Here is a 23,851-nt window from a genome sequence, read left to right on the forward strand (position 1 = left end):
GGCCGGGCGGTCAGTCCGGCCGGCGGGCGGTGACCGCGGTGGCGTCCCACTCCGGCTCCCGCACCACCGTCGGCACCAGCCCCAGCGCGCTCATCGCCGCGCAGAGGGCGTCCGCCTGGGTCTCGCTGACCTCCACCACCAGGTGACCACCGGGCGCCAGCCAGTCCACCACCCCAGCGGCCACCCGGCGCAACACGGCCAGCCCGTCCGCCCCGCCGTCCAGCGCCACCGGCGCCTCGTGCAGCCGCGCCTCGGCCGGCAGCAGCGCCACCGCCTCCGTCGGCACGTACGGGGCGTTGGCCACCACCAGGTCGAGCCGTCCCCGCCAGGCCGGCGGGAGCGGGTCGTACAGGTCGCCGGTCAGCACCGGCACGTCGCGGCCGGCGAGGTTGCGCCGGGCGCAGGCCACCGCGGCCGGGTCCACGTCGACGGCGGCGAGCCAGCGCGGGGCGAGGCGCCCGGCGAGGGCGAGCGTGGTGCCGCCGGAGCCGCAGCAGAGGTCGACCACCGCCGGCGCCGGCCCGGCGACCGCGGCCGCGGCCTGCACCAGCAGGGCGGTACGGCCCCGCGGCACGAAGACGCCGGGGTCGACGGCGACCCGCAGCCCGCAGAACTCGGCCCAGCCGAGCAGGTGTTCGAGGGGAACGCCGGCGACCCGGCGGTCGGCGAGCGCGGTCAGCGTCTCGGCGGAGTCGGCGGCGGTGAGGAGCAGTTCCGCCTCGTCCTCGGCGTAGACGCAGCCGGCGGCGCGCAGCCGCGAGACGAGGGCGGGACGATCGACGTGGAACGCGGTCGGTGCCATGGGATGCCTTTCGGGAACGCTCGTCGGCGCTCCCGGCCGTCGCCTAGCGGTGCGACGGGGACTCGGAGGGGAGCGCCGTTCCTGCTGTCTGGCGGATCAGGCTCACCTCCTCGGGTCGGGGCCCGCACGGGCCGGGGGTCACGATAGCGGACGGACCGGCCCGGCGGCGTCCAGCGCGGCGGCGATGTCGGCGACCAGGTCGGCGGTGTCCTCCACCCCGCAGGAGAGCCGGACGAAGCCCGGCGCGGTGTCGTCGCCCCACTGCGCCCGCCGGTCGGCGGTGGTGTGCAGGCCGCCGAAGGAGGTCGCGGCGACGACCAGCCGGGCGGCCTCGACGAACCGGCTCACCCGGTCGGCGGCGCCGAGGTCGAAGGAGACCACGCCGGGCATCCGCCGCATCTGCGCCGAGGCCACCGGGTACGCCGGGTCCTCCGGCCGCCCGGGCCAGCGCAGGCCGGTCACGTCGGCGCGCCCGGCGAGCAGCTCGGCCACCGCCGCCGCGTTGGCGGACTGGCGGGCCAGCCGCAGGTCGAGGGTGCCCAGCGACCGGTGCGCCAGCCAGGCGTCGAAGGCTCCGGGCACCGCGCCGGTGGTGGTGCGCCAGGCGGTCAGCGTCTCCAGCAGCTCCGCCGAGCGGGTCGCCACGTAGCCCAGCAGCAGGTCGGAGTGCCCGGTCAGCGCCTTCGTGCCGGAGGCGACCACCAGGTCGGCGCCGAGGTCCAGCGGGCGCTGCCCGAGCGGGGTGGCGGTGGTGTTGTCGACCACCAGCAGGGTGCCGGCGGCGTGCGCCTCCCGCGCGAGCGCGGCGACGTCGGCCACGTCCAGGCCGGGGTTCGCCGGGGTCTCCAGCATCAGCAGCCGGACGCCCTCGAACGACGGGTACGGCCCGACGGTCGGCACGAACCCGACCCGCACCCCCATCCCCTCCAGGGTGGCGGTGGCGAAGGCGCGCACCGGGAAGTACCCGTCGGCGGGAAGGAGCACGGTGTCCCCGGGTCGCAGCACGGCCAGCAGCAGCCCGGTGATGGCGGCCTGACCGCTGGCGAAGACCCGGCAGTCGCCCCCCTCCAGCTCGCCGATGGCCGACTCCAGCAGCCTTCGGGTGGGGTTGTCCGGCCGGCCGTAGCCGTTCGCCGCGGCGGCCGGCCCCTCCCACGGGTCGAGGTGGTACGGCGCGGCGAAGACCGGCCCGGGCAGGAACGGGTCGCCGGGCACCGGCTCCGGCAGCCCGGCCCGGACGCAGCGGGTGCCGTCCCGCCACTGCGGCTCGACGGCGCTCACTCGTACGACTCCGGCTTGGCGGTGCGGCTCATCAGGGCGTCCACGGCGAGCCGGGGGTCCATGCCCTCGTGGCAGATCCGCTCGATCTGCTCGGTGATCGGCATCTCCACCCCGTGCGCCCGGGCCAGGTCCCGGATGGCCAGGCAGCTCTTCACGCCCTCGGCGGTCTGCCGGGTCGCCGCCTGCGCCTGCTCCAGCGTCTCCCCCCGGCCGAGGTGCTCGCCGAAGGTGCGGTTGCGGGCCAGCGGCGAGGAGCAGGAGGCGACCAGGTCACCCATGCCGGCGAGGCCGGCGAAGGTGATCGGGTCGGCGCCGAGCGCGACGCCCAGCCGGGCGGTCTCGGCGAGCCCGCGGGTCATCAGCATCGCCCGGGTGTTGTCGCCGAAGCCCATCGCGGTGGCGATCCCGTACGCCAGGGCGATCACGTTCTTGACCGCCCCGCCCAGCTCACAGCCGATCACGTCGTCGTTGGTGTACGGGCGGAAGTACGGCGTCCGGATGGAGGACTGCACCAGCGCGGCGCGGCGCGCGTCGGTGCCGGCGACCACGGTCGCGGCGGGCTGCTCGGCGGCGATCTCGGGGGCCAGGTTGGGGCCGGAGACCACCACCACCCGGTCCGGGCTGACCCCGGCGGTCTCGACGATCACCTCGCTCATCCGCCGGGTGGTGCCCAGCTCGATGCCCTTCATCAGGGAGACCAGGGTCGAGTCCGGGGCGAGGTGGCCGGCCCAGTCGGCGAGGTTGCCGCGCAGCGTCTGCGACGGCACCGAGAGCACCACCAACTCGGCGCCGGAGATCGCCTTGGCCGCCTCGCCGGTCGCGGTGACCCGCTCGGGCAGCCGCAGGTCGGGCAGGTAGTCCGGGTTGCGCCGGTGGACCCGGATGGCGTCGGCGACCGACTCCCGCCGGGCCCAGATCGTCACGTCCCGGCCGGCGTCGGCGAGGATCTTGGCGAAGGCGGTCCCCCAGGACCCGGCCCCCAGCACCGCCACATGGCCGCTCATGCCCTCGCCTCCACACGATCGGCGGCGCGCGGCGCCACCACACTGAGCCGGTCGATCCGCTCGCTCATTCGGTCACCTCGGAAGTACGCGGACGGGCGGGACGTTCCCACAGCGGGGGCGGCGTGCCACCCCGGATGTCGGCGAGCAGGGCGCGCAGGCTCAACATGATCTCGTCGGTCATCTCTTCCAGCACCGCCCGGCTCGGGGCGGCGCCCGTCCACCGGCTCAGGTCGACCGGCTCGCCGGCGACCACGGTCACCGGGGTGCGGGGGCGCAGGCCGAAGCGGGTGGTCCGCGGGTCGAACAGCTGCTCCGGGCCCCACATCGCCAGCGGGATCACCGGCGCGCCGGTGGCCAGCGCCAGCCGGGCCGCCCCGGTCTTGCCCTTCATCGGCCACAGCTCCGGCTCCCGGGTGATGGTGCCCTCCGGGTAGATCACCACCGCGCCGCCGGCGTCGAGCGCGGCGATCAGCTTGTCCAGCGACTTGACCGCGTCGGCGGTGCCGCGTTCCACCGGGATCTGCCGGCAGCGGTGCAGGATCCACCCGATCACCGGCACCCGGAAGACGCTGGCCTTGCCGAGGTACTGCGGCCAGCGGCCGGCCTCGTAGATGAAGTGCGCCGAGACCAGCGGGTCGGCGTGCGAGAGGTGGTTGGGCACGATGATGATGCCGCCGTCGCGGCGCAACTGCTCGGCGCCGCGCCAGGTGCGCCGGGTCCAGACCAGCATCACGGGCTTGACCAGCGCCACGGCGAAACGTTGCCAGAAACCCAGCCTGCGCCGTGTCACCCTGCCTCCTCGTCGCCCCAACCCCGCGCGCCGCACCCACCGGTGCGGCCCGCAGCGGAAATCATGCCTGCTCGCCCCGGGTACGGCCAGTGCGGGTACCACCGTCGACGCTGGCAGGATTGTCGCGTGGGTCAGCCGAGGTGGACCGTGGTGGTGCCGGTGAAGCGCCTGGGCGCGGCGAAGAGCCGGCTGCGGGGCGCGCTGCCGGCCGTACCCCACGAGGAGCTGGCCCTGGCCCTGGCGGCCGACACGGTCCGCGCGGTGCGGGCCTGCCCCGCGGTCACCGAGGTCCTGGTGGTCACCGGCGACGAGCGGGCCGCGGCGCTGCTGGGCGCGGCCGGCGCCCGGATCGTGCCGGACGAGCCGGAGGCCGGGTTGAACGCCGCGTTCCGGCACGGCGCCGCGGCCGCCGCCGCGGGCGCCTGGGTGGCGGGGCTCACCGCCGACCTGCCGGCGCTGCGTCCGGCGGAGCTGGCGGCGGCGCTGCGGGCCGCCGCCGACGACCCGGGGGTACGCCGCTTCGTCGCCGACGCCCCGGGCGGCGGCACCGTGCTGCTCACCACACCGCCCGGCGTGCCGCTGGAGCCCCGGTTCGGGGTCGACTCGGCGGCGGCGCACGCCGCGAGCGGGGCGCTGCCCCTGGCCGGGCCGTGGCCCTCGCTGCGCCGCGACGTGGACACCGCCGCCGACCTGGCGGCGGCGCGGCACCTCGGGCTGGGGCCGCGCACCGCCGCGCTCGCCGCGGCCCGAGGGGAGAGCGGGTCGGGGTACGGTGCTGGCATGCAGGGCACGGTGGCGACCTTCGACGCGCAGACCCGCACCGGCGTGCTCCTCCTGGACGACGGCACCGAGCTGGCCTTCCCGGCGCCCGCCTTCGACGCCTCCGGGCTGCGGCTGCTCCGTCTCGGGCAGCGGCTGCGGGTGGACCTCGGTCCGGACGGCGAGGTCGTCCGGGTGACATTGCCGACGATGGCCTGAGCCGACCCGCCCGAGTTCATTTTGCGTTAACCCGGATCGGGTGATTATGAGCGGGTGAGCACCCCTCGCGAGCACCCCGCCCGCCCGCCCCACGCCGCCGACCCGACCGGCCCCCGCAACGGCGCCCGCCGCCGCGGCGGCACCCGCGCTCCCGAGGAGACCGTCGCCACCACGCCCGACTCCCCCGGCGCCAGCGCCGCCGGGGCGTCCGCCGGGCTGGAGGAGGTGCTCGACCCGGGCGACCGGCCCACCCCGCCGAGCGGTCCGGACGGCGAGCCGCCGGCCGTCGCGCCGCTGCCGGAGGACCGGTTCCTCAACCGGGAGCTCTCCTGGCTGGACTTCAACGCCCGGGTGCTGGCGCTCGCCGAGGACCCGGGCACCCCGCTGCTGGAGCGGGCCAAGTTCCTGGCCATCTTCGCCAGCAACCTCGACGAGTTCTACATGGTGCGGGTGGCCGGGTTGAAGCGTCGCCTCTCCGCCGGCCTGCCGGTACGCGGCGGCGACCGGCTGCCGCTGCGCGCCCAGCTGGAGCTGATCACCGAGAAGACCGCCGAACTGGTCGGCCGGCACGCCGCCTGTTTCGTCGAGGACGTGCTGCCCAAACTGGCCGCCGAGGACGTCCGCATCCTGCGCTGGGCGGAGCTGGACGATGCCGAGCGGGAACGGCTGCGCACCTACTTCCGGGAGCACATCTTCCCGGTGCTCACGCCGCTCGCCGTCGACCCCGCGCACCCGTTCCCGTACATCTCCGGCCGGTCGCTGAACCTGGCGGTGGCGGTCCGCGACCCGGACGGCGGCTCCGAGCTGTTCGCCCGGGTGAAGGTGCCCAACAACGTGCCACGCTTCGTCCGGGTCGCCCGGGAACAGCCCGGGCTGCGGATGCTGCCGGTGGAGGAACTCATCTCGGTGCACCTGGGCCAGCTCTTCTCCGGCATGCAGGTGGTCGAGTGCCACCTGTTCCGGGTCACCCGCAACGCCGAGGTGGAGGTCGACGAGGACCGCGACGAGGACCTGCTCCAGGCGCTGGAGCGGGAGCTGGCCCGGCGCCGCTTCGGCCCGCCGGTACGCCTGGAGGTCGCCGCCAGCATCTCCGACCACATGCTGGAGCTGCTCGTCCGGGAACTCGACATGGACGGGCACGACGTGCTCCGGGTACCCGGGCTGCTGGACCTCTCGGCCCTCTGGCAGCTCTACGGCGAGGCCGACCGCCCCGACCTGAAGGACCCGCCGTTCGTGCCGGCCACCCACCCCCGGCTCGCCGAGGGCGAGGTGCCGCGCAGCGTCTTCGCCACGCTGCGGGACGGGGACGTGCTGGTGCACCACCCGTACCACTCGTTCGCCACCAGCGTGCAGCGCTTCATCGAGCAGGCCGCCGCCGACCCGAACGTGCTCGCCATCAAGCAGACCCTGTACCGCACCAGCGGCGACTCCCCCATCGTCGACGCGCTGGTCGACGCGGCCGCCGCCGGCAAGCAGGTGGTGGTGCTGGTGGAGGTCAAGGCGCGCTTCGACGAGGTGGCCAACATCGGCTGGGCGCGCACCCTGGAACGGGCCGGCTGCCACGTCGTCTACGGCCTGGTCGGGCTCAAGACGCACTGCAAGACCGCCCTGGTGGTACGCCAGGAGGGCAACCAGATCCGCCGCTACTGCCACATCGGCACCGGCAACTACCACCCGAAGACCGCCCGGCTCTACGAGGACTTCGGGGTGCTCACCGCCGACCCGGAGATCGGCGCCGACCTGACCGACCTGTTCAACGTGCTCACCGGCTACAGCCGGCAGACCGCGTACCGGCGGCTGCTGGTGGCGCCGCAGGGCATCCGCAGCGGCCTGATCGAGCGGATCGAGCGGGAGATCCACCACGTCCGCCTCGGGATGCCCGGGCTGGTGCAGTTCAAGGTGAACGCGCTGGTCGACGAGGAGATCACCGACGCGCTCTACCGCGCGTCCCGGGCCGGCGTCCACGTCGACCTGCTGATCCGGGGCATGTGCACGCTGCGGCCGGGGGTGCCGGGGCTGTCGGACAACATCCGGGTCCGCTCGATCCTCGGCCGGTTCCTGGAGCACTCGCGGATCTTCCGGTTCGGCAACAACGGCGACGCCGAGTTCTGGATGGGCTCGGCCGACCTGATGCACCGCAACCTGGACCGGCGGGTGGAGGCCCTGGTGCAGGTCAGCGACCCGGTCGCCCGGGCCGAACTCGACCACGTGCTGACCGCCGCGTTCAGCCCCGAGGTGGACTCGTTCGAGCTGGCCGGCGACGGCACCTGGACCCGCCGCGCCGGCACCCCGGAGGAGCCGCTGACGGACCTGCAGGAGCTGCTGCTGCGCCGGGTGGGCGGCACCGCCGGCTGACCGGGGCGGCCCGCCGCCGCCCGCCCGCCGTCACGGTTCGGGCGCGCGGCGCAGCGCCGTCGGACGAAGCTGAGCGGCCCGTACGGCGGGTCGCCCGGACGTAGGGTGATCAGATGGCGCAGGAGCAACCGGTCGACATCCGGGCGGCCGGTGGAGTCGCCTGGCAGCCGGACGCCGACGGTGGCCTCCGGGTCTGCCTGGTGCACCGGCCCCGCTACGGCGACTGGTCGCTGCCGAAGGGCAAGCTGGAGCCCGGCGAGCACCCGCTGCTGGCCGCCGTCCGCGAGGTGGCCGAGGAGACCGACGTACGGGCCGTGCCGCAGGTCCGGCTCCCCACGGTGCGCTACCGCAGCGAGGGTCGGCCGAAGGCGGTGGACTACTGGTCGATGCGGGCGGTGGGCGAGGGCGGCTTCCAGCCCGGCACCGAGGTCGACGACGTGCGCTGGCTCGCCGTCGACGACGCGATCCGGCTGGTCAGCTACCCGCACGACGCGGAGGTGCTGGCCGCGTTCGCCGCGCTGCCCCCGGTCACCGGGACGATCGCGCTGGTCCGGCACGCCCGCGCCGGCAAGCGCGCCACCTGGTCCGGTCCGGACGACGGGCGTCCGCTGGACGTGACCGGCCGGGCCCAGGCCGAGCGGCTGGCCCCGCTGGTGGCGCTGGTCCGACCCACCCGGCTGCTGTCCGCCTCGGCGCGTCGCTGCGTGCAGACCCTCGACCCGGCGGCCGCCCTGCTCGACCTGCCGATCGAGGTGGACGGCGACCTGGACGAGCCGCGGCCGGGCCAGCTCGGCGACGAGTGCGCGCTGGCGGTCGCCGGCCGGCTGGCGGAGCTGGCCGCCGCCGGCGAACCGGTCGCGGTGTGCAGCCAGGGCAAGGTGATCCCGGGCGCGCTGGAGCGGTTGACCGGGCGGACCGACGACTTCAGCACCCCGAAGGGCGGCGGCTGGCTGCTCGCCTTCGCCGCCGACCGGCTGGTCGCCGCCGACCGGCTCTGAGACCGGCGGGTGCTCTGCCCCGGTCAGGCGGGCGGCAGGGTCAGGGTCACCGCGACCGGCAGGTGGTCGCTGGCGGTGCCGCGCGGCGCGACGGCGTCGGCGCCGGTGAGCCCGGGCGAGACGAGGACGTGGTCGATCTGCTCGCGCGGGTCGTCGGCCGGGCTGGTCGGCAACGGCCGGGCCGCCGCCAGCGCGTCCACCAGGCCGGCGCGGGTGAACTCCGCGAAGCCGGGCGCACCGGGTTCGGTGTTCAGGTCGCCGGCCACCACCAGGGGGCGGCCGGCGGCGTACCCGAGGGCGAACGAGGCCACCGCGCGGGCCTGGACCACCGGCTCCCGCCCGGGCGGCGGTTGCAGGTGGGTGGCCACCACCGCGAGGCGTACGTCGGCACCGAGGTCGACGGTGACGCCGAGGGCCTGCGCCCCGGTCGGCGCGCCCACCGCCGGCAGCCGGTGGGTGCGCGCCGCCGCCAACGGCCACCGGCTCAGCACCGCGTCGCCCCAGAGCGGGTCGGCCGCCGGGGCGAAGACGTACGGCATGTCCAGCCGCTCGGCCAGCAGGTCGAGGGTGTCGTGGCCGCCGTTGAGCAGCCAACCCCGGTCCACCTCGCTCAGCACCACCACGTCGGCCCGGCCGACGGCCCGGGCCAGGGCGTCCGGATCGAACCGGCCCTCGATGCCGAAGCCCATCCGGATGTTGTACGCCGCCACCCGAACCGTCGCCGGCGGTCCCTCGCGGTTGCCGGCCACCAGCGTCTCGTCGGCGGTCAGCGCGGCGACCAGCGCCAGCGCCGTGGCGTACGCGGCGGTCCGCACCGTGGGCAGCGACGACCCGGTACGCGCCGGCACGGGCCCGGCGGACAGCGCGACGGCAGCCGTCAGGACGGCCACGGCCACCGGCACCCATCCGTTGGGGTAGCCGAGGTCGTAGGCGGCGTAGTAGAGCACCGCCGCGACGGCGAAGACCAGCATCCCGCCGACCGCGGCGTACCCGCGGCGGCCCGCCTCCCGGTGGAATCCGCTCGCCTCGCCGTCGCCCCGTCCCCCCGCCCACGGCTCGACGCCGGTGTCCCCCGCGGTCGGCGCGACGCCAGCGGGCGCCGTCGGCGTGACGCCGGTCGCGGCCGTCGCCGACGAGACGCCGGCCGACACGGTCGCCGGCTCGATGCTGGCCGTCGGGATCGCCGGCGCCGGCTCCTCGGCGCTGTCGCAGTGGGCCAGGCAGGCACCGAGGCCGACCGCGGTGAGCAGGACGGCCGGCAGCAGCAGCTCGCCCCGCCCCAGGGCCACCAGCACGGCCCCGGCGAGCAGGGCCACCGGGCCGATCCACCGCCCGGCCGGCCGGCGCGGCGGCGTCAGCGCGGCGAGCAGGAACCCACCCACCGCCACCGCGACCGGCAGCGGCCCGAACAGCGGCGCGACGGCCACTCCCGAGCCCTGCGCGGGCGACGACCCCAGCAGCCCGAACTGGTACGACATCGCCGTGCGGGCCACCGCCGGGGAGAGCGCCACCATGCCGGCGAGCAGCAGCGCCGGCCCGACCAGCAGCCAGGCACGCGCGCCGCTACCGCCGGCGGGCGGCGCGGGCAGGGCCTGTCCGGCCAGGAAGAGCGCGGCCAGCACGACGCCCAGCACCCAGACCTCCGCGCCGCCCAGCCAGGGCGAGGTGTAGGTGTCGGAGACGGTGTGCAGGACCGCGGCGGCGGCCAGCCCGAGCGCCAGCCCGGGTACCGGCCGGTTCGTCCCGGCGGCCACGGCGGTGAGCCAGCAGAGCCCGGCGACCAGGCCGGCGGTGGCGAGCCAGAGCTGTACCCGCCCGCCGGGGAAGCCGGTGACGGCGAGCCGGGCGCCGGCCAGCACCACCGCGGCGGCGAGGGCCACCGGCCGGACGCCGACCCGGCGCAGCAGCGGCGGCGCGGCCAGGGCGAGCACGAACCAGCCGAGCGCGAACGCCCCGAGCAGCTCGGCCGGAGTGGACGCCGCCTGCCCGAAGATGGTGATGACCGACGGCAGGAAGACCCGCAGCACGTCGGTCAGCAGGACCAGGCCGAGGGCGGTGACGACGGTGGTGCGGTGGCGGTAGCGCACGAGGCCTCCTCGCCGGCCGGTGGGGGTGCGCAGATTCTGCGCAGCCGGCGGGCCCGGGGTCAACGGGTGGGAAACGCCGTGAGGGGCGCCCACCGTGCGGTGGGCGCCCCTCACGGGCGTACGTGCGCAGGTCAGCGCCGCGCGGCGGTCTTCTTGGCCGGAGCCTTCTTCGCCGGAGCCTTCTTGGCCGCCGTGCTCTTGGCGGCGGTGGTCTTCTTCGCCGCCGTGGTCTTCTTCGCCGGCGCGGCCTTCTTCGCCGGCGCGGCCTTCTTCGCCGGCGCGGCCTTCTTGGCCGCGGCGGTCTTCTTCGCCGGCGCGGCCTTCTTGGTGGGGGCGGCCTTGGCCGCAGCGGTCTTCTTGGCGGCCGCAGCGGTCGTCTTCTTCGCGGCGGCGGCCTTGGCGCCGGTCGCCTTGGCCCCCGTCGCCTTCGCGCCGGCGGCCTTGGCTGCGGCCGCGGTGGTCTTCTTCGCCGGCGCGGCGGCCTTCGGCACCTTGCCGCTGGCCACCATCTCCTTGAAACCGGCGCCGGCGCGGAAGGTCGGAACGGATGTCTTCTTGACCTTCACCGCCTCACCGGTACGCGGGTTGCGCGCTGTTCGGGCGCCCCGGACGCGCTTTTCGAACGCTCCGAATCCGGTGATCGCCACCTTCTCGCCCTTGGTTACCGCCCCCTGGACCTCGGCGATGACCGCGTCGAGCGCCGCCGTCGCCGTCTTCCGGTCCCCCAGGCGAGCGGCGAGCGCCTCGATGAGCTCGGCCTTGTTCACGACTTCCTCCCGATTGTGCAACTGACTCGACGCGAGCCATTCTGCGCGCACGGTATGCCCTGTGCTGGCGGGACACAAACATTCGGTGGAAAAAAGCCCTTGTGTCGTAACGGATTCGCCCCCACCGGGCGGACCGGTGGGGGCGAAAACCGATGAGCGGTCGGGCGTACGGCTATGCCACGGCGGGCTTGAACGACGGCCGGGACGCCTCGTACGCGCTGATCTCGGCGGCGTGCCGAAGGGTGAGTCCAATGTCATCCAAGCCTTCCAGCAGCCGCCAGCGGCTGTGGTCGTCCAGCGGGAACGACCAGCTCGCCGGGCCGACCCGGACCTCGCGGGTGACCAGGTCGACGGCGACCTCGGTGGTCGGATCGGACTCGACCCGGTCCCAGATCTCCTCGACGGCTTTCAATTCCAGCTCCACCGGCAGGAGGCCTTCCTTGAGGGCGTTGCCCCGGAAGATGTCACCGAATCGCGGCGAGATCACCGCGCGGAAGCCCCAGTCGCGCAGCGCCCAGACGGCGTGCTCGCGCGATGATCCGGTGCCGAACTCCGGACCGGCCACGAGAATCGACGCTCCGGAATGGGCTGGATCGTTGAGCACGAATGCCGGATCTTCCCGCCACGCGCTGAAGAGTCCGTCCGCGAAACCGGTCCGGGTCACCCGCTTGAGGTACACGGCCGGAATGATCTGATCGGTGTCCACGTTGGACCGCCGCAACGGCACGGCGGTGCCGGTGTGGGTGGTGAACTTGTCCATCTCTCGGCTGCCCTTCTACAGGTCGGCGGGGGCGGCGAGCCGGCCGACCACGGCGGTGGCGGCGGCGACCGGCGGGGACACCAGATGGGTGCGCCCTCCCCGGCCCTGGCGGCCCTCGAAGTTGCGGTTGGAGGTCGAGGCCGAGCGCTCGCCGGGCTTCAGGGTGTCGGGGTTCATCCCGAGGCACATGGAACAGCCGGCGAAACGCCACTCGGCGCCCGCGTCGGCGAAGACCTTGTCCAGCCCCTCCGCCTCGGCCGCCTCCCGCACGGCCGCGGAACCGGGCACCACGAGCATGCGTACGCCGTCGGCGACCTTGCGCCCGCGCAGCACGTCCGCGGCGGCGCGGAGGTCCTCCAGCCGCCCGTTCGTGCAGGAGCCGACGAAGACCACGTCGACCGAGAGGTCGCGCAGCGGCGTGCCCGGGGTCAGCGCCATGTACTCCAGCGCCCGACGGGCGGCGGTCCGCTCCGCGTCGGTGCCGAAGTCCTCCGGGGCCGGCACGGCCGAGCCGAGCGGCGCGCCCTGCCCCGGGTTGGTGCCCCAGGTCACGAACGGGGTGATCCGGCTGGCGTCGAGAGTCACCTCGGCGTCGAAGGTCGCGCCCTCGTCGGTGGGCAGGGTCCGCCAGTAGGCCACCGCCGCGTCCCAGTCGGCGCCCCGGGGCGCGTGCGGCCGCCCCTTGAGGTACGCGAACGTGGTCTCGTCCGGCGCGATCAGGCCGGCCTTGGCACCCCACTCGATGGACATGTTGGCGACGGTCATCCGCCCCTCCATGGACAACGCGCGGATGGCCTCGCCCCGGTACTCCACGATGTGGCCGCGCCCGCCGCCGGTGCCCACCTGGGCGATCAGCGCGAGGACCAGGTCCTTGGCGGTGACGCCGGGACCGAGCTGACCGGTCACCGTGACCGCCATGGTGCGCGGGCGGGCCTGCGGCAGCGTCTGGGTGGCCAGGACGTGCTCGACCTCACTGGTGCCGATGCCGAAGGCGAGCGCACCGAACGCGCCGTGGGTGGCGGTGTGCGAGTCGCCACAGACGATCGTCATGCCGGGCTGGGTGACGCCCAGTTGGGGGCCGATCACGTGCACGATGCCCTGGTTCTCGTCGCCGAGCGGGTGCAGCCGCACCCCGAACTCGGCGCAGTTGCGGCGCAACGTCTCGATCTGCGTACGCGAGGTGGGGTCCGCGATGGTGAGCAGGTCACCGCGGCGGGAGCGGAAGCTCGGGTCGTCGTACCCGGTCGGGGTGTTGTGGTCCTCGGTCGCGAGCGTGAGATCGGGACGGCGAACCGGACGACCGGCCAGGCGCAGCCCGTCGAACGCCTGCGGGCTGGTCACCTCGTGCAACAGGTGCAGGTCGATGTAGAGCAGGTCCGGTTCACCCTCGGCGGTCCGTACCACGTGCGCGTCCCAGACCTTCTCGGCCAGGGTCCTCGGTCGAGTGACTCCCACCATCTGGACATCCTAAATTCTGGGAGGTAAGTTTCGGCTTGTGGGACACAGTATGAGCGGTGTCGGCGTCCTCGACAAGGCGGTGGTCATCCTGGCCGCCTGTGTCGACGGCGCCAGCCTGGCCGAACTCGTTGAACGCACCAAGCTGCCCCGGGCCACCGCGCACCGGCTGGCGCAGGCGTTGGAGATCCACCGCATGCTGGTCCGGGACACCCAGGGGCGCTGGCGCCCGGGGCCCCGGCTCGGCGAGCTGGCCAACGCCGCCCCCGACGTGCTGCTGACCGCCGCCGAGCCGTTGCTGGCCGCGCTGCGCGACGCCACCGGGGAGAGCGCCCAGCTCTACCTGCGCCGCGCGGACGAGCGGGTCTGCGTGGCCGCCGCCGAGCGGGCCAGCGGCCTGCGGGACACCGTGCCGGTCGGCTCGGTGCTGCCGATGACGGCCGGTTCCGCGGCGCAGATCCTGCTCGCCTGGGAGCCCCCGGAGGCGGTCATGCCGCTGCTGCCCCGCGCCAAGTTCACCGGCCGCACCCTCGCCGAGGTACGCCGTCGCGGCTGGGCGCAGAGCGTCGCCGAGCGGGAGGCGGGTGTGGCGAGCGTCTCGGCCCCGATCCGCGACCGCACCGGCCGGGTGATCGCCGCGATCAGCATCTCCGGCCCCATCGAGCGCCTGGGGCGCCGACCCGGCGAACGCCACGCCATGGCCGTGGTCAGAGCCGGCCAGCGCCTCTCCGGCCTCTGACCCCGTCCCTCCCCCGACCCCGCACCGCCCTCGCCACCCCCGACCTGGCTCTGCACCCGCTCAACCCGGCGCTGGCCTGCCCCCTGGCCAGCGCCGCCCGACCCGGGCTCGGCCCACCTGGGCCGGAAGTTGACCAAGAGGTTCGCGTCCGCAGCCGCCTCCGGTGACGCAAACCTCTTGATCACCGAGGCCTGCGGCGGGGGGCGACCTCGACCCGATCTCCCGGCCGGTCGGGGTAGGGGTCGCTCGCTGTAGAGCTGATGTCGTGAACGAATCACGGGTGGGACGGACTGCCGCCGGGCCGCCGGCCCCGACCGGTGATTCGTCTACGACATCAGCTCTACAGCGTCTGCGGCACGCCTGTGGCTCCCGCTCGGCGGGCCGACTCCACGGAACCAGTCGCTCGCCGGGCCGCAGCCTGCGCGACACGCACCGGCCGGGCCGGCACTCGCTGAGCCGCAGCCTCCGGCACCTGACTCACCGGACCTCCGCCCGCCAGCACCTGGCGCTTCCTGAAGGGCGGCTCCGAGCGTCGGTCCACCACAGGTACGCACCCGGCCGGGGCCGCGGTCGGGAAAGGCGAACGGCCCGCCGCGCTGTCGCGAGACGGGCCGTTCGGCGATGTAGCCCCGACCGGATTCGAACCGGCGCTACCGCCTTGAGAGGGCGGCGTCCTGGGCCGCTAGACGACGGGGCCAGGCACTTTTCCTGCTTCACCGCCCTGGTGGGCGGCGCGGCTGTAGTCTAGCGGCACCACCAGCGTCCGACGACGAGGGGGTCCGGCGGTCCGGAAGCCGGGCAGACGAGGACACGGGAACACGAAGCAGCCCGCCCCACCGAGGTGGAACGGGCTGTCAGCACTGTAGCCCCGACCGGATTCGAACCGGCGCTACCGCCTTGAGAGGGCGGCGTCCTGGGCCGCTAGACGACGGGGCCAGAACTTCACCTACTTCCCCACCCTGGCGGGTGGGGAAGCTGCACTCTATCAGAGATCATCTGCCGTCCCTCGGGAGGGACGGAGCGGAACTCCGCCAGAATCCAGCGTCCGGGATTCTCGCGAATCCGCGGTTGCGCTGGGGTACCAGGACTCGAACCTAGACTAACTGAACCAGAATCAGTCGGGCTGCCAATTACCCCATACCCCATTGGCCCCTTGCGGCGCCGGGAATGAACTTTACCCTCCCCGCGCCGGCAGGCCAAATCCAACCCCCCGAAACGCCTGTGAGCTGCGAAAACGGGGCGTCGGACGCGTCAGGCGACCGGCACCACCGGATTGGTGAGCTCGCCGATCCCCTCGATCCGCACGGTGACCGTATCCCCCTCCGTGAGCGGGCTAACCCCCGCCGGCGTGCCGGTCAGCACCACGTCGCCGGGCAGCAGCGTCATCACGTGCGAGATGTAGGACACCAGGGCCGGTACGTCGAAGACCATGTCCTTCGTCCGGCCGAGCTGGCGTACCTCCATCTCGTCCGGGTTACGACCCACCTCGCACCGGATCTCCAGGTCGGAGACGTCCAGTCCGGTGGTGATCCAGGGGCCGATGGGGCAGAACGAGTCGAAGCCCTTGGCCCGGGTCCACTGCCCGTCGGAGCGCTGGAGGTCCCGCGCCGTCACGTCGTTGGCGCAGGTGTAGCCGAAGATGGCCTTCGCCGCGGCGGCCCGGTCGGCGCGACGGGCGCCCGGGGCGCCGATCACCACCGCCAGCTCCGCCTCGTGCTCGACCTGCTTGGAGAAGATGGGCAGCCGGATGGCGTCCCGCGGGCCGATCACCGACGTGGACGGCTTCAGGAAGAGCAGCGGCTCCTTCGGCACCTCGCTGCCGTGCTCGGCGGCGTGCTCGGCGTAGTTGCGACCGACACAGACCACCTTGCTGGGCAGGATCGGCGAGAGCAGTCGGACGTCGGAGAGCGCCCAGCGGGCGCCGGAGAAGGTGACCTGACCGAACGGGTGGCCCTCGATCTCGGCGATGGTCAGGCCCTCGGGGCCCACCCCCGGCTCGCCCTCGACGACCCCGAACGACATTCCCTTGGCATGAGCAAAACGAGCGATACGCACCTGGCCAATCTAGCTCCCGCCCAGCTGGTGGCACCCCCTCGACGCCGGAGGCCGCGGCGGGTCGGCGCAGGGTAGGGGATCGGCCGGCGATCGGGGCGGGCTTCGGCACTTCGTACCCGGGCGGAGTGTCCGCGCCCCTACCGTCGGCTCCGGAGGTTCGGTTCGTATGCCTGCATCGAGACGACACCACAGGGCCCTCGCCGTGTTCGTGAACGGCCTGGGCATCCTCGCCGCCGTATCGGCGCTGCCGACGGCGACGCCCACGACCAGGGCCGAAGCGGCACCGGCGGTCACCACGCCGGCCAGTCCGCCGGCCACGGCCACGCCCACCGGCCCGGCCGCCACACCCCTGCCCACGGGTCCGGCCACGCCGATGGCCACCCCTCAGCCGGCGGGGCACGCGCCGCCGGCGGCTCCCGGGGCGGCGGCGACCGGAGCCGTGATCCCGGTGCCCCCGGGGATGCCGGCGCCGGGGATGGCCACCACGGCGAATCCGGGTTCGCCCCGACCGGCCCAGCCGGTCACCGTGACGGTGGCACCGGCCGGGACGCCGGTGCCGGGCTACCGGATCCAGCTGCGCAACGACAGCGGCTTCCCGCTCGACACCACCGTGCGGCAGGAGCTGCCGGCCGGCGCGTCGCCGACCGCGGTCAGTGCGGGCGGTCGGGCCATCCGGTCCGCCGGGAACGGCACGGCCGAGGTGACCTGGCGGCTCCGGCTGCCCGCCCGCAGCACGACGACGTTGGACACCGCCCTGGCGGCGACCCCGCCGGGCACCTCGGTGACCGCCCCGGCCTGCGCGTTCACCAGCGACGGCAACCGGCCGTACGACTGCGCGACCGCCACCTGGCAGGCCGCGGCGGCACCGGCGACCCGGGTGGAGGAGGCGGCCCCGGCCTGGCGGCGGCCGCCGATCCTGGCGGCGGCGCTGGCCGCGCTGCTGGTGATCGCCGGCGGCGGCCTGTGGTGGGGGCAGCGGGCCCGGCGGCGGCGCAGCGGCGTCGAGCCGACCGGCGCGGCCCCGACGGTCGTCGGCAATCCCACGTACGCGGGCGGCACCGCCGCGCCCGGCGGTGGCACCGTCTACCCGCGCCCGGCCGCCCCGGGCGGGTCGGGGCGACGGCGGACGCCACCGGTCTGGATGATCGTCGGCGTGGCCGCGGCGATCCTGGCCGGGGTGGTCTTCGCCGCCGGGTGGACGGCCACCCAGCGGGTCGCCGCGATCGACACCACCAAGCAGCCCACCAGCGGCGCCTGGATGGGTCGCGGCGCCACCGGCAGCGTCGGCGTGCCGCTGCGCGAGAACGCGTTCGAGTTCACCGTCTACCGGGTGGCCTGCGAGACGGCCGGCCGGCCGGGGCGCCGGTGCCACGCGACCGTCGGGGTGCGCAACCTCACGCCCGAGCAGCAGGCGTGGCACGGCGAACTCCAGCGCGCCTACCTGCCCGGGGGCAACTGGGTCAGCACCGACGAGCCGGCCACCCGGCTGGCGAACCTGGGCCGGGACGTCTTCGCCCAGCCCGTCGCGGCCGGCAACCGGGTGGTGCTGCCGCTGGTGTTCACGCTCAACGGGCCGCAGAAGCCGAAGCAGCTGGAGCTGCGCAGCGGGGTCTTCTCCGCCGGGGTCCGGGTGGACGTGCCCTGACCGGCGGCCGGGCGGCGGTCGTACCCTTGGGTCCGTGACCGCCGCCCTCGCACCCGCCGCCCTCGACGCGGCCGACTGGCAGGCCCGCCGGGCCGCGCACGTCGCCCGGGATCTGCGTAAGCGCAACTCAGGCACCTCCCAGAGGTGGGGGGTATGCAAGCGGCACGAAGCGGACAACAAGGGCCCGAACCGTTGACCAGCATCCCCGCCGCAAGCTGGCTTCCTCTCCTGGAAGCTCACGAGAAGCGCGCCGACTCCCTTACCGCAGGCCACCGCGCCCGCAAGGCCAAGAGGGAACGCCACGCGATCGATGACTTCTTGTACGACTACTACGGCACTAGGCCCTCCGTGCTCCGACGGTGGCACCCGGGCGTCGGCGTCTCCTTGGAGCCCGGACCGAACGGCTCTGCCCCCCACCGGCAGTGGCGTTGGTACGCCACGGACGCGGACGGGGTCGTGAGCTTCGACGTCGCAGCGTTCCTCGTCGACCGGGCCGAGTCGGTGCGCTTCATCCATCGACTGTTGTCCGCGATCGCGTCGCGACCAGCCTTCACTGGCTGCTTCGGCCTGCACGAGTGGGCGATGGTGTACCGCCAACGTGAGCATCGGCATCCACTCCCCTTGCGACTTGGGCAAGAGGGCACTGACGCGGTAGTCGAATCTCACCAGATCCGCTGCACACACTTCGATGCGTTCCGGTTCTTCACCCCAGACGCAGTCAACCTCAACCGGCTCCAACCCACGAGGGAGAGCCAGGTAGAGCTTGACCAGCCGGGCTGCTTGCATGCGTCGATGGACTGCCACAAGTGGGCAACCAAGCTAGGCCCTGCGGTTCCAGGGGACTTGGCGCTCGACTGCTTCGAGTTGGCGAGGGACATCCGGCTACTCGACATGCAGGCATCCCCGTACGACTTCTCCTCCTACGGGGAGCCGGCGGTGGCTATCGAGACACCGGAGGGCAAGGCCGAGTACGTGGCTCGTCAACGCGAGTTCTCGCAGCGTGCTGGCCATCTACGTGCCCGGCTGATCGATGTGTGCGCGGCGCTGGTTGAAGGAGCGGAGCTACCGGCAAGGGTGGGGGTATGACCCCCTGAGACGCCCTCTCCGCACCGCTTCGTCATAGCATCCGCCATCTTGCCCCGGTTACAAGGTTGCCCAGAAGCGGCGATCTGGCTCTTGACCTGGGAAGACGACGCTGGCCAGCCAGCCATGACGGGCCTTGAACGGCCAGTTCCTTGCTCAAGGATAGGCGGCAGCGGTACGCTGATAGGTTAGATCATCATGCCCAGGCATGCCCGTAGGCGGGCCTGAGAGCCTTGCTGACAGCCGAACGGGCCCGGAAGGTGCACAGGTATACCCAACGCCGACTCGACGGCTTAGCGGCGCTCTGAGAGGGTTGAAGATCCTGAGGATGCGATGGAGCCGGCCAAGGGCCAAGCTGACGGCATCCGGCAAGCTTGAGCGGTGAACGTTGAGGCGGTACGAGTCGAGGGCCACGACGAGGTCCTAGCGCTTCATCGGATGCTCATGGAGTGCAAGGCCGAGGATCTTGGAAGCGTCTACGCGGGCAGCCCGTTCATCGCCGCCATCCAGCATCGTCTGGTTGACGCCCTTGAGGCCGCCGACCCGGGCCAGGGGTGGCGCACCTGGCGGAACGCGGATGCGCATCCCCACCGCGTAGAGGCGGTCCGCGTCCACCTGGCTCAGGCAGGCGAGTGGTGGCAGGACGCCAGCGACGAGCAGCGCACGGCATACGTGCGAGACCTCCTGGCACCGTTGCGGCCCTCGCAGGAACTGCTGGCCGAGCTGTCAGGAACGCCAGCGTCGGCAGGGCGATGCAGCGGCAGGAAGCCGGGGAGGATGTTCCGCCTACGCGCGTAGGCGCGCGCCCCCGCCTGCGCGTACTAAAGGAACTACTCCGTAGGAGTAGTGCTGTTCTGCTGTAGATCTATAACCTGTAGATCTGTAGATCTCTAGATAGACCCCGAAGGGGTCTCTATCTGCATAGCTGCATACCAGTAGACCCTGGATAGACCCCGAAGGGGTCTCTTCCTGTAGAGCTGATACCAGTAGCGCTGGGATGCAGGGGCACTGCCGCGAAGCGTCCGCGCCACAGGATCGCCTGCGCTCCCTGGTGTTCATGCGTCGGCGGAGAACCTGAAGATCAGGAGTCCGAAGATGGGCCCCTTCGGGGCCCTCTCCCCGGTTCGGTTCCTCCCCTGTGTCAGATGCTCGCAACCTTCGCAGGGTCTCCCGCCCTGAACAACACATCGACATGCCGCTCATCGGTGCGGCGGACGCCACGCCCCTTCTGGCGGAGACGGCAGCTCACGACAACCGCGAGGATCAGGGACCGCCTGCGGTCTACATCCAACCCATCCCAGTGACGGCGTACCTGCTCGTCCGTCATCCCGGTGACGCCCTTGACCGCGCTGTCACTCCCCAGTTGGGATAGCTGATCCTCCAACTCATCCACCCGACTGCGCATGGTCTGGGATGCAGTCAGGAACTGCGATCGCGTAACGAGCCCGGCGGCGTAGTCGGTGGCCAGATCATCGAGCCGTGACCGCAGGCTCCCCAGTTCGTCCCTCATCTGCTGAACAGGCAGGTCATCCTCGCTCTGCTCGAACGCTTCCGCGAACTGGGGAGCGGTCAGGAACCGGATCACACGCTCGCTGACCATGGTGTCAGCCTCGTCCTGACGGTGGGATACGCAGTGCTTGAGCTTGCACTCGTACACGGCGTAGCTACCCTGCTCGCCCTTCCGTCCACGCCGTGCCGTGCGGATGGGGCCACCGCACTTGGCGCAGGTAGCGACACCCGTCAGCAGGCTGCGACGGGGACCGCCACCACCAGTCTTGCGGGCAGGGGAGTTGAGCACACGGACGGCGGAACGGTAGATCTCCTCGGGCACCAAGGCATCCCAGTTCCCAGGGCCGACCTCACCCCCTGCGTACGTACGGATAGCGCAGTTCCTGGCAGACACGAGGAGCTGACGAACAGTCGCGCCCGTCCAGCTCCTCCCCCTGGTGGTGAGCATGCCCTCGCGGTTCCACTCGTCAGCGATCGACAACAGGGAGCGCCCCGCCAGCAGATCCTGGTACGCACGCTGAACGGCGTCGGCTTCGCCAGCACGAGGCGATCCGTCACGCTCGTATCCGAAGGGTCGAGCCGACCACCAGGGCCGGCCCTGGGAAGCGCGCTGCGTGGCTGCCAGGCGCTGACGAGCAGCCTTCTGCTGGCCCTCGAACTGAGAGAACGCGGTGACCACGTTGGCCATCAGGACGCCTGTCGGGTTGCTCAGGTCCAGCATCCCTGCGGTCACGGCGTGGACGGGTACGCCGTAGCTGATCACCCGGTCCAGCTCACGGGTGAGGCGGACGAGCCGGTCGAGATGCCAGACGATGATGGCATCAGGCTTCGGGCTCAGGGTGAGCAGCTTCTCGAACGCCGGCCGGACACGGCCGGTCGTAGCGCTGATGCTGTTGTCGATCAGCTCCCGCGTCACCGTCCAGCCCTGACGCGCTGCCAGCTCCCGGCAGGCTTCGAGCTGCCGATCAACGCCCAGCTCGTTACCCAGCTTGTCCAGGCTGAGCCGTGCGTAGATGACGACGTCCATCCCTGCGTTCCCTCCCTCGAAGTTGCCTGGGATGAGGATACGCATGGACCTCTACAAGTGGTCGTACAAGCTCTCGCCGCTGGTCGCCTCCGAGCTGGTGGCGGACTGCTTCGCGCTGGCCAGGGAGATCCGGGCGCTGGACATGCGGGCCAGCCCGTACGACCTGGCCGCGCTCGGCTACCCGCCGGTGCGGGTGGAGACTCCTGAGGGCCGGGCCGAGTACGCCGCCGCCCAGCGCGGCTTCGCCGAGCGGGCCGCCGTGCTGCGCTCCCGCCTGCTGACCGCCCTCGACGCCGTCGCCTGACCGCGGCTGGGCGCCCTCCCGCCAGTCAGTCGGGCGCCGGCCGGTTCACGCCGCCGGGCGCAGCCGCTCCTCCAGCTCCGCCATCGTCTCGACGAACCAGAGCTGGCGTCCGCGGTTGGACTCGGTGACGAAGTCCCGCAGGGCGGTGCTGCGCGCGACGTGCGCGGAGATGTCCCCGACCACCACCACCGGCAGCCGGTAGTTGACGAACTTCTGCACCAGCTCACCGGCCACCCCGGTGCGCAGCGTGAAGAACTCGTCGGCGAGCCGCCGCACCGGCAGCACCACCAGCTCCGCCTGCTGGCCGAGCGCCTCGCCGATCACGTCCAGCGCGTCGCCGCCCCCGCACAGCCGGGGCCCGTCGGGGGCGCAGGCGAGCAGCGAACGACCGTGCAGCGTGACGAGGGTGTCGGTGGACATGCTGGCAGCCTAGGCACCGCTCCCCCGCGGGCACACCGGATTTGCCGCTCAGTCGCCGTCGACCCGGCGGTCCCGCTTGCGTTGCGACTGGCGCTTCTTCTCCGCCAGCCGGCGTTCCTTGGCGCCGCGCGACGGGCGGGTCGGCCGTCGGGGCGGTGGTGGCGGCGCGACGGCCTCGCGCAGCAGCGCGGTCAGCCGCTCCCGGGCCGCCTCCCGGTTGGCGAGCTGGGCGCGGTGTTCGCTGGCGGCGATGGTCACCACCCCGTCGACCAGGCGGCCGGCCAGCCGTTCCAGCGCCCGCGCCCGCAGCGCCGGCGGCAGGCTGGGCGAGGCGGCCAGGTCGAAGCTCAGCTCCACCCGGGAGTCTGCGGTGTTGACCCCCTGCCCGCCGGGCCCGGACGAGCGGGAGAACCGTTCCCGCAGTTCGGCGGTGGGCACGATCCACCGGTCGGTCACCCGCAGTCCGTCGTCCACGCCCCGAGGCTAGCGCCCCTTGGGGGCATCGTGGGTGGCGGACGAGCTCGGCGACGGGCTGGGGGCCGGTTCCGCCTGCTCATGGTCGGGGCCGACGGCGGCGTACGCGACCGCCCCGACGAGCAGCAGCGCAACCACGCCGACCTTGGTCGCGGCCAGTCTGATCAGCAGCCACGCAGCCCGACGCAGGCCAGGCACACTGTCCTTGGTGACCTGATAATCCCTCCACCCACGCCGCGCGCGGGCGTAGGCCGCGCCCATCACGCCGCCAACCAGAACACCGGTCGCCAGCAGGACCGCCATGAGTGATCGCTCCACCCATGTCAGTATCCATACTCAGCGTGATATTGCTATGGCCCGATGGTTCCTCGCCAGGAATCCGACAGTTTTACCGTTACGACCGCCGCGTCCCGGGCGCGCCCGACTCAGCCGCCTTTGCCGATGATGGTGTCGGCGGTCTGCTGCACCTGCTCGATCGGGATGGCGAACCCGATGCCGATCGAGCCGTTGCCGTCGATCGTGGCGATCGCGGTGTTCACCCCGACCACCTCCCCCCGGGCGTTGACCAGCGGCCCTCCCGAGTTGCCCGGGTTGATCGAGGCGTCGGTCTGCACCGCGCTGCGCCGGGTGGTGCCGAGGCGTACTTGACGGTCCAGGGCGCTGACGATGCCGGCGGTGACCGTCCCGGCCAGGCCGAGCGGCGAACCGACCGCCAGCACCGGCTCACCGACCTTGGTGGAGCGTGGCTTGGCCAGCGGCAGCGGCGCCAGCCCGGCCACCGCCGGCACCCGGAGCACCGCCAGGTCGCTGCCCGGCTCCCGGCCGACCACCTCGGCGGCGTACCGCCGGCCGTCGGAGAGCTCCACGGTCACCTCGCCGCCACCGCCCTTGGCCAGGATGTGGTCGTTGGTGACGATGTGCTGCTGGTTGTCGATGGCGAACCCGGAGCCGGACGCCGAACTGGCCGCGCCACCGCCGACCATCACCGACACCACGCCCGGCACGGTCTTCTGCGCCGCGGTCACCAGCTCGGCCGGCACCGGCGCGGCGGACGCCGCCGAGGGCCCCGCGCCGCCGTCCCGTCCGGCCACCCAGCCACCGGCCGCCGCGCCGGAGACGGTGGAGAGCGCCACCACCGCCGCCGCCGTCAGCAGCCGGCCGCGCCAGCCCCGCCGCGACGGGCCCTCCCCCGCCCCCGGTACGTCCCACCGGGGCCGCCCATCCGGTCCCAGCTCGGGCGAGACGAACCACGGTCCCCGGGGCTCGCCCAGTCCGGTCTGCACTGCCATGCGTGCGCTCCTCACTGTCGCTTCGGCGG

General features: G+C 73.4%; 21 protein-coding genes, 3 tRNA genes and 2 pseudogenes. 8 read left to right on the forward strand and 18 right to left on the reverse strand.

Annotation, left to right across the window (positions count from 1 at the left end; all coding sequences use genetic code 11):
- Nucleotides 1-10 precede the first annotated feature (10 nt).
- The 4 genes from M2302_RS16745 to M2302_RS16760 all read right to left on the reverse strand — a co-directional run bounded on the left by M2302_RS16745 (nucleotide 11) and on the right by M2302_RS16760 (nucleotide 3,877).
- The gene (locus tag M2302_RS16745) at nucleotides 11-802 is read right to left on the reverse strand and encodes a putative protein N(5)-glutamine methyltransferase (RefSeq protein ID WP_280838820.1); all 792 of its coding nucleotides are present in this window, start codon (nucleotides 800-802) and stop codon (nucleotides 11-13) included.
- 138 nt (nucleotides 803-940) lie between these two features.
- The gene (locus M2302_RS16750) at nucleotides 941-2,083 is read right to left on the reverse strand and encodes a cystathionine gamma-lyase (RefSeq protein WP_280838821.1); all 1,143 of its coding nucleotides are present in this window, start codon (nucleotides 2,081-2,083) and stop codon (nucleotides 941-943) included.
- Entirely contained in the window at nucleotides 2,080-3,087 is a 1,008-nt protein-coding gene (locus M2302_RS16755; protein ID WP_088963545.1) for an NAD(P)H-dependent glycerol-3-phosphate dehydrogenase, read from the reverse strand. Before M2302_RS16755 ends, M2302_RS16750 begins: the two co-directional genes overlap by 4 nt.
- 64 nt (nucleotides 3,088-3,151) lie before the next feature.
- Nucleotides 3,152-3,877 carry a lysophospholipid acyltransferase family protein gene (locus tag M2302_RS16760; protein ID WP_280838822.1) on the reverse strand — a complete coding sequence of 242 codons (726 nt, stop codon included), beginning with the start codon at nucleotides 3,875-3,877 and terminating at the stop codon, nucleotides 3,152-3,154.
- A 126-nt stretch (nucleotides 3,878-4,003) separates the two neighbouring features.
- On the opposite strand from M2302_RS16760, the pseudogene cofC reads away from it, so the two are divergent.
- The 4 genes and pseudogenes from cofC to M2302_RS16780 form a co-directional block, all read left to right on the forward strand.
- Nucleotides 4,004-4,615 (forward strand): annotated as a pseudogene (gene cofC / locus M2302_RS16765) (2-phospho-L-lactate guanylyltransferase); the annotation flags it as partial.
- Nucleotides 4,616-4,657: 42 nt separating this feature from the next.
- Entirely contained in the window at nucleotides 4,658-4,855 is a 198-nt protein-coding gene (locus tag M2302_RS16770) for a cold-shock protein (RefSeq protein WP_231925491.1), read from the forward strand.
- Between the two features lie 54 nt (nucleotides 4,856-4,909).
- Nucleotides 4,910-7,210: an RNA degradosome polyphosphate kinase gene (locus M2302_RS16775; protein ID WP_280838823.1), complete on the forward strand. Its 2,301-nt coding sequence runs from the start codon at nucleotides 4,910-4,912 to the stop codon at nucleotides 7,208-7,210.
- Between the two features lie 113 nt (nucleotides 7,211-7,323).
- Nucleotides 7,324-8,208: an NUDIX hydrolase gene (locus M2302_RS16780; RefSeq protein ID WP_280838824.1), complete on the forward strand. Its 885-nt coding sequence runs from the start codon at nucleotides 7,324-7,326 to the stop codon at nucleotides 8,206-8,208.
- 23 nt (nucleotides 8,209-8,231) lie between these two features.
- Here M2302_RS16780 and M2302_RS16785 read toward each other — a convergent pair whose 3' ends face one another.
- From M2302_RS16785 to leuC, 4 genes are all read right to left on the reverse strand, one after another.
- Complete coding sequence (locus M2302_RS16785; protein WP_280838825.1) at nucleotides 8,232-10,295, reverse strand: endonuclease/exonuclease/phosphatase family protein; 2,064 nt, start codon at nucleotides 10,293-10,295, stop codon at nucleotides 8,232-8,234.
- 131 nt (nucleotides 10,296-10,426) lie between these two features.
- Nucleotides 10,427-11,062: an HU family DNA-binding protein gene (locus tag M2302_RS16790; protein WP_348529426.1), complete on the reverse strand. Its 636-nt coding sequence runs from the start codon at nucleotides 11,060-11,062 to the stop codon at nucleotides 10,427-10,429.
- Between the two features lie 172 nt (nucleotides 11,063-11,234).
- Nucleotides 11,235-11,822, reverse strand: coding sequence for a 3-isopropylmalate dehydratase small subunit (gene leuD / locus M2302_RS16795; protein ID WP_280838826.1), 588 nt, complete (start codon nucleotides 11,820-11,822; stop codon nucleotides 11,235-11,237).
- A gap of 15 nt (nucleotides 11,823-11,837) precedes the next feature.
- On the reverse strand, nucleotides 11,838-13,280 hold the full coding sequence (leuC, locus tag M2302_RS16800) for a 3-isopropylmalate dehydratase large subunit (RefSeq protein ID WP_280838827.1): 1,443 nt from the start codon (nucleotides 13,278-13,280) through the stop codon (nucleotides 11,838-11,840).
- 49 nt (nucleotides 13,281-13,329) lie between these two features.
- Between leuC and M2302_RS16805 the strand changes: the two genes are divergently transcribed.
- A complete protein-coding gene (locus M2302_RS16805) occupies nucleotides 13,330-14,016 on the forward strand; it encodes an IclR family transcriptional regulator (protein ID WP_088963553.1) in 687 nt (228 codons plus the stop codon).
- A 624-nt stretch (nucleotides 14,017-14,640) separates the two neighbouring features.
- Here the strand turns inward: M2302_RS16805 and M2302_RS16810 are convergent.
- The 4 genes from M2302_RS16810 to M2302_RS16825 all read right to left on the reverse strand — a co-directional run bounded on the left by M2302_RS16810 (nucleotide 14,641) and on the right by M2302_RS16825 (nucleotide 16,071).
- Nucleotides 14,641-14,713 (reverse strand) — tRNA-Glu (locus M2302_RS16810).
- A 166-nt stretch (nucleotides 14,714-14,879) separates the two neighbouring features.
- Nucleotides 14,880-14,952 (reverse strand) — tRNA-Glu (locus M2302_RS16815).
- A 137-nt stretch (nucleotides 14,953-15,089) separates the two neighbouring features.
- Nucleotides 15,090-15,161, reverse strand: a tRNA-Gln gene (locus M2302_RS16820).
- 106 nt (nucleotides 15,162-15,267) lie between these two features.
- Nucleotides 15,268-16,071, reverse strand: a complete 804-nt coding sequence (locus tag M2302_RS16825) for a fumarylacetoacetate hydrolase family protein (protein ID WP_154943356.1) — start codon at nucleotides 16,069-16,071, stop codon at nucleotides 15,268-15,270.
- 166 nt (nucleotides 16,072-16,237) lie between these two features.
- Between M2302_RS16825 and M2302_RS16830 the strand changes: the two genes are divergently transcribed.
- Together M2302_RS16830 and M2302_RS16835 are read left to right on the forward strand one after the other, a co-directional pair.
- On the forward strand, nucleotides 16,238-17,716 hold the full coding sequence (locus M2302_RS16830; RefSeq protein ID WP_280838828.1) for a hypothetical protein: 1,479 nt from the start codon (nucleotides 16,238-16,240) through the stop codon (nucleotides 17,714-17,716).
- Nucleotides 17,717-17,908: 192 nt separating this feature from the next.
- On the forward strand, nucleotides 17,909-18,802 hold the full coding sequence (locus M2302_RS16835; RefSeq protein ID WP_280838829.1) for a 3-methyladenine DNA glycosylase: 894 nt from the start codon (nucleotides 17,909-17,911) through the stop codon (nucleotides 18,800-18,802).
- 420 nt (nucleotides 18,803-19,222) lie between these two features.
- On the opposite strand, the gene M2302_RS16840 is transcribed toward M2302_RS16835, so the two are convergent.
- Nucleotides 19,223-19,414, reverse strand: coding sequence for a hypothetical protein (locus M2302_RS16840; protein WP_280838830.1), 192 nt, complete (start codon nucleotides 19,412-19,414; stop codon nucleotides 19,223-19,225).
- 526 nt (nucleotides 19,415-19,940) lie between these two features.
- Nucleotides 19,941-21,335, reverse strand: a complete 1,395-nt coding sequence (locus M2302_RS16845) for a recombinase family protein (protein WP_280838831.1) — start codon at nucleotides 21,333-21,335, stop codon at nucleotides 19,941-19,943.
- A 43-nt stretch (nucleotides 21,336-21,378) separates the two neighbouring features.
- On the opposite strand from M2302_RS16845, the pseudogene M2302_RS16850 reads away from it, so the two are divergent.
- A pseudogene (locus M2302_RS16850) lies at nucleotides 21,379-21,639 on the forward strand (3-methyladenine DNA glycosylase); the annotation flags it as partial.
- Between the two features lie 45 nt (nucleotides 21,640-21,684).
- On the opposite strand, the gene M2302_RS16855 reads toward M2302_RS16850, so the two are convergent.
- From M2302_RS16855 to M2302_RS16870, 4 genes are all read right to left on the reverse strand, one after another.
- Complete coding sequence (locus M2302_RS16855; protein WP_280838832.1) at nucleotides 21,685-22,059, reverse strand: DUF4180 domain-containing protein; 375 nt, start codon at nucleotides 22,057-22,059, stop codon at nucleotides 21,685-21,687.
- 48 nt (nucleotides 22,060-22,107) lie between these two features.
- Entirely contained in the window at nucleotides 22,108-22,533 is a 426-nt protein-coding gene (gene arfB, locus M2302_RS16860; protein WP_280838833.1) for an alternative ribosome rescue aminoacyl-tRNA hydrolase ArfB, read from the reverse strand.
- A 9-nt stretch (nucleotides 22,534-22,542) separates the two neighbouring features.
- Nucleotides 22,543-22,836: a hypothetical protein gene (locus M2302_RS16865; protein ID WP_280838834.1), complete on the reverse strand. Its 294-nt coding sequence runs from the start codon at nucleotides 22,834-22,836 to the stop codon at nucleotides 22,543-22,545.
- Nucleotides 22,837-22,958: 122 nt separating this feature from the next.
- Nucleotides 22,959-23,822, reverse strand: coding sequence for a trypsin-like peptidase domain-containing protein (locus tag M2302_RS16870; RefSeq protein WP_280838835.1), 864 nt, complete (start codon nucleotides 23,820-23,822; stop codon nucleotides 22,959-22,961).
- Between the last annotated feature and the right edge of the window lie 29 nt (nucleotides 23,823-23,851).

The sequence above is a fragment of the Micromonospora sp. A200 genome (genome assembly GCF_029893845.1).
In the GTDB taxonomy this organism is placed as follows: Bacteria; Actinomycetota; Actinomycetes; order Mycobacteriales; family Micromonosporaceae; genus Micromonospora; species Micromonospora purpureochromogenes.

What these genes read in the sequence shown, in the direction of transcription:
- M2302_RS16745 (WP_280838820.1), bottom strand. Translation starts at nt 802, where the DNA reads ATGGCACCGACCGCGTTCCACGTCGATCGTCCCGCCCTCGTCTCGCGG.
- M2302_RS16755 (WP_088963545.1), bottom strand. Translation starts at nt 3,087, where the DNA reads ATGAGCGGCCATGTGGCGGTGCTGGGGGCCGGGTCCTGGGGGACCGCC.
- M2302_RS16770 (WP_231925491.1), top strand. Translation starts at nt 4,658, where the DNA reads ATGCAGGGCACGGTGGCGACCTTCGACGCGCAGACCCGCACCGGCGTG.
- M2302_RS16780 (WP_280838824.1), top strand. Translation starts at nt 7,324, where the DNA reads ATGGCGCAGGAGCAACCGGTCGACATCCGGGCGGCCGGTGGAGTCGCC.
- leuD (WP_280838826.1), bottom strand. Translation starts at nt 11,822, where the DNA reads ATGGACAAGTTCACCACCCACACCGGCACCGCCGTGCCGTTGCGGCGG.
- leuC (WP_280838827.1), bottom strand. Translation starts at nt 13,280, where the DNA reads ATGGTGGGAGTCACTCGACCGAGGACCCTGGCCGAGAAGGTCTGGGAC.
- M2302_RS16805 (WP_088963553.1), top strand. Translation starts at nt 13,330, where the DNA reads ATGAGCGGTGTCGGCGTCCTCGACAAGGCGGTGGTCATCCTGGCCGCC.
- M2302_RS16830 (WP_280838828.1), top strand. Translation starts at nt 16,238, where the DNA reads ATGCCTGCATCGAGACGACACCACAGGGCCCTCGCCGTGTTCGTGAAC.
- M2302_RS16845 (WP_280838831.1), bottom strand. Translation starts at nt 21,335, where the DNA reads ATGGACGTCGTCATCTACGCACGGCTCAGCCTGGACAAGCTGGGTAAC.
- M2302_RS16855 (WP_280838832.1), bottom strand. Translation starts at nt 22,059, where the DNA reads ATGTCCACCGACACCCTCGTCACGCTGCACGGTCGTTCGCTGCTCGCC.
- M2302_RS16865 (WP_280838834.1), bottom strand. Translation starts at nt 22,836, where the DNA reads ATGGCGGTCCTGCTGGCGACCGGTGTTCTGGTTGGCGGCGTGATGGGC.
- M2302_RS16870 (WP_280838835.1), bottom strand. Translation starts at nt 23,822, where the DNA reads ATGGCAGTGCAGACCGGACTGGGCGAGCCCCGGGGACCGTGGTTCGTC.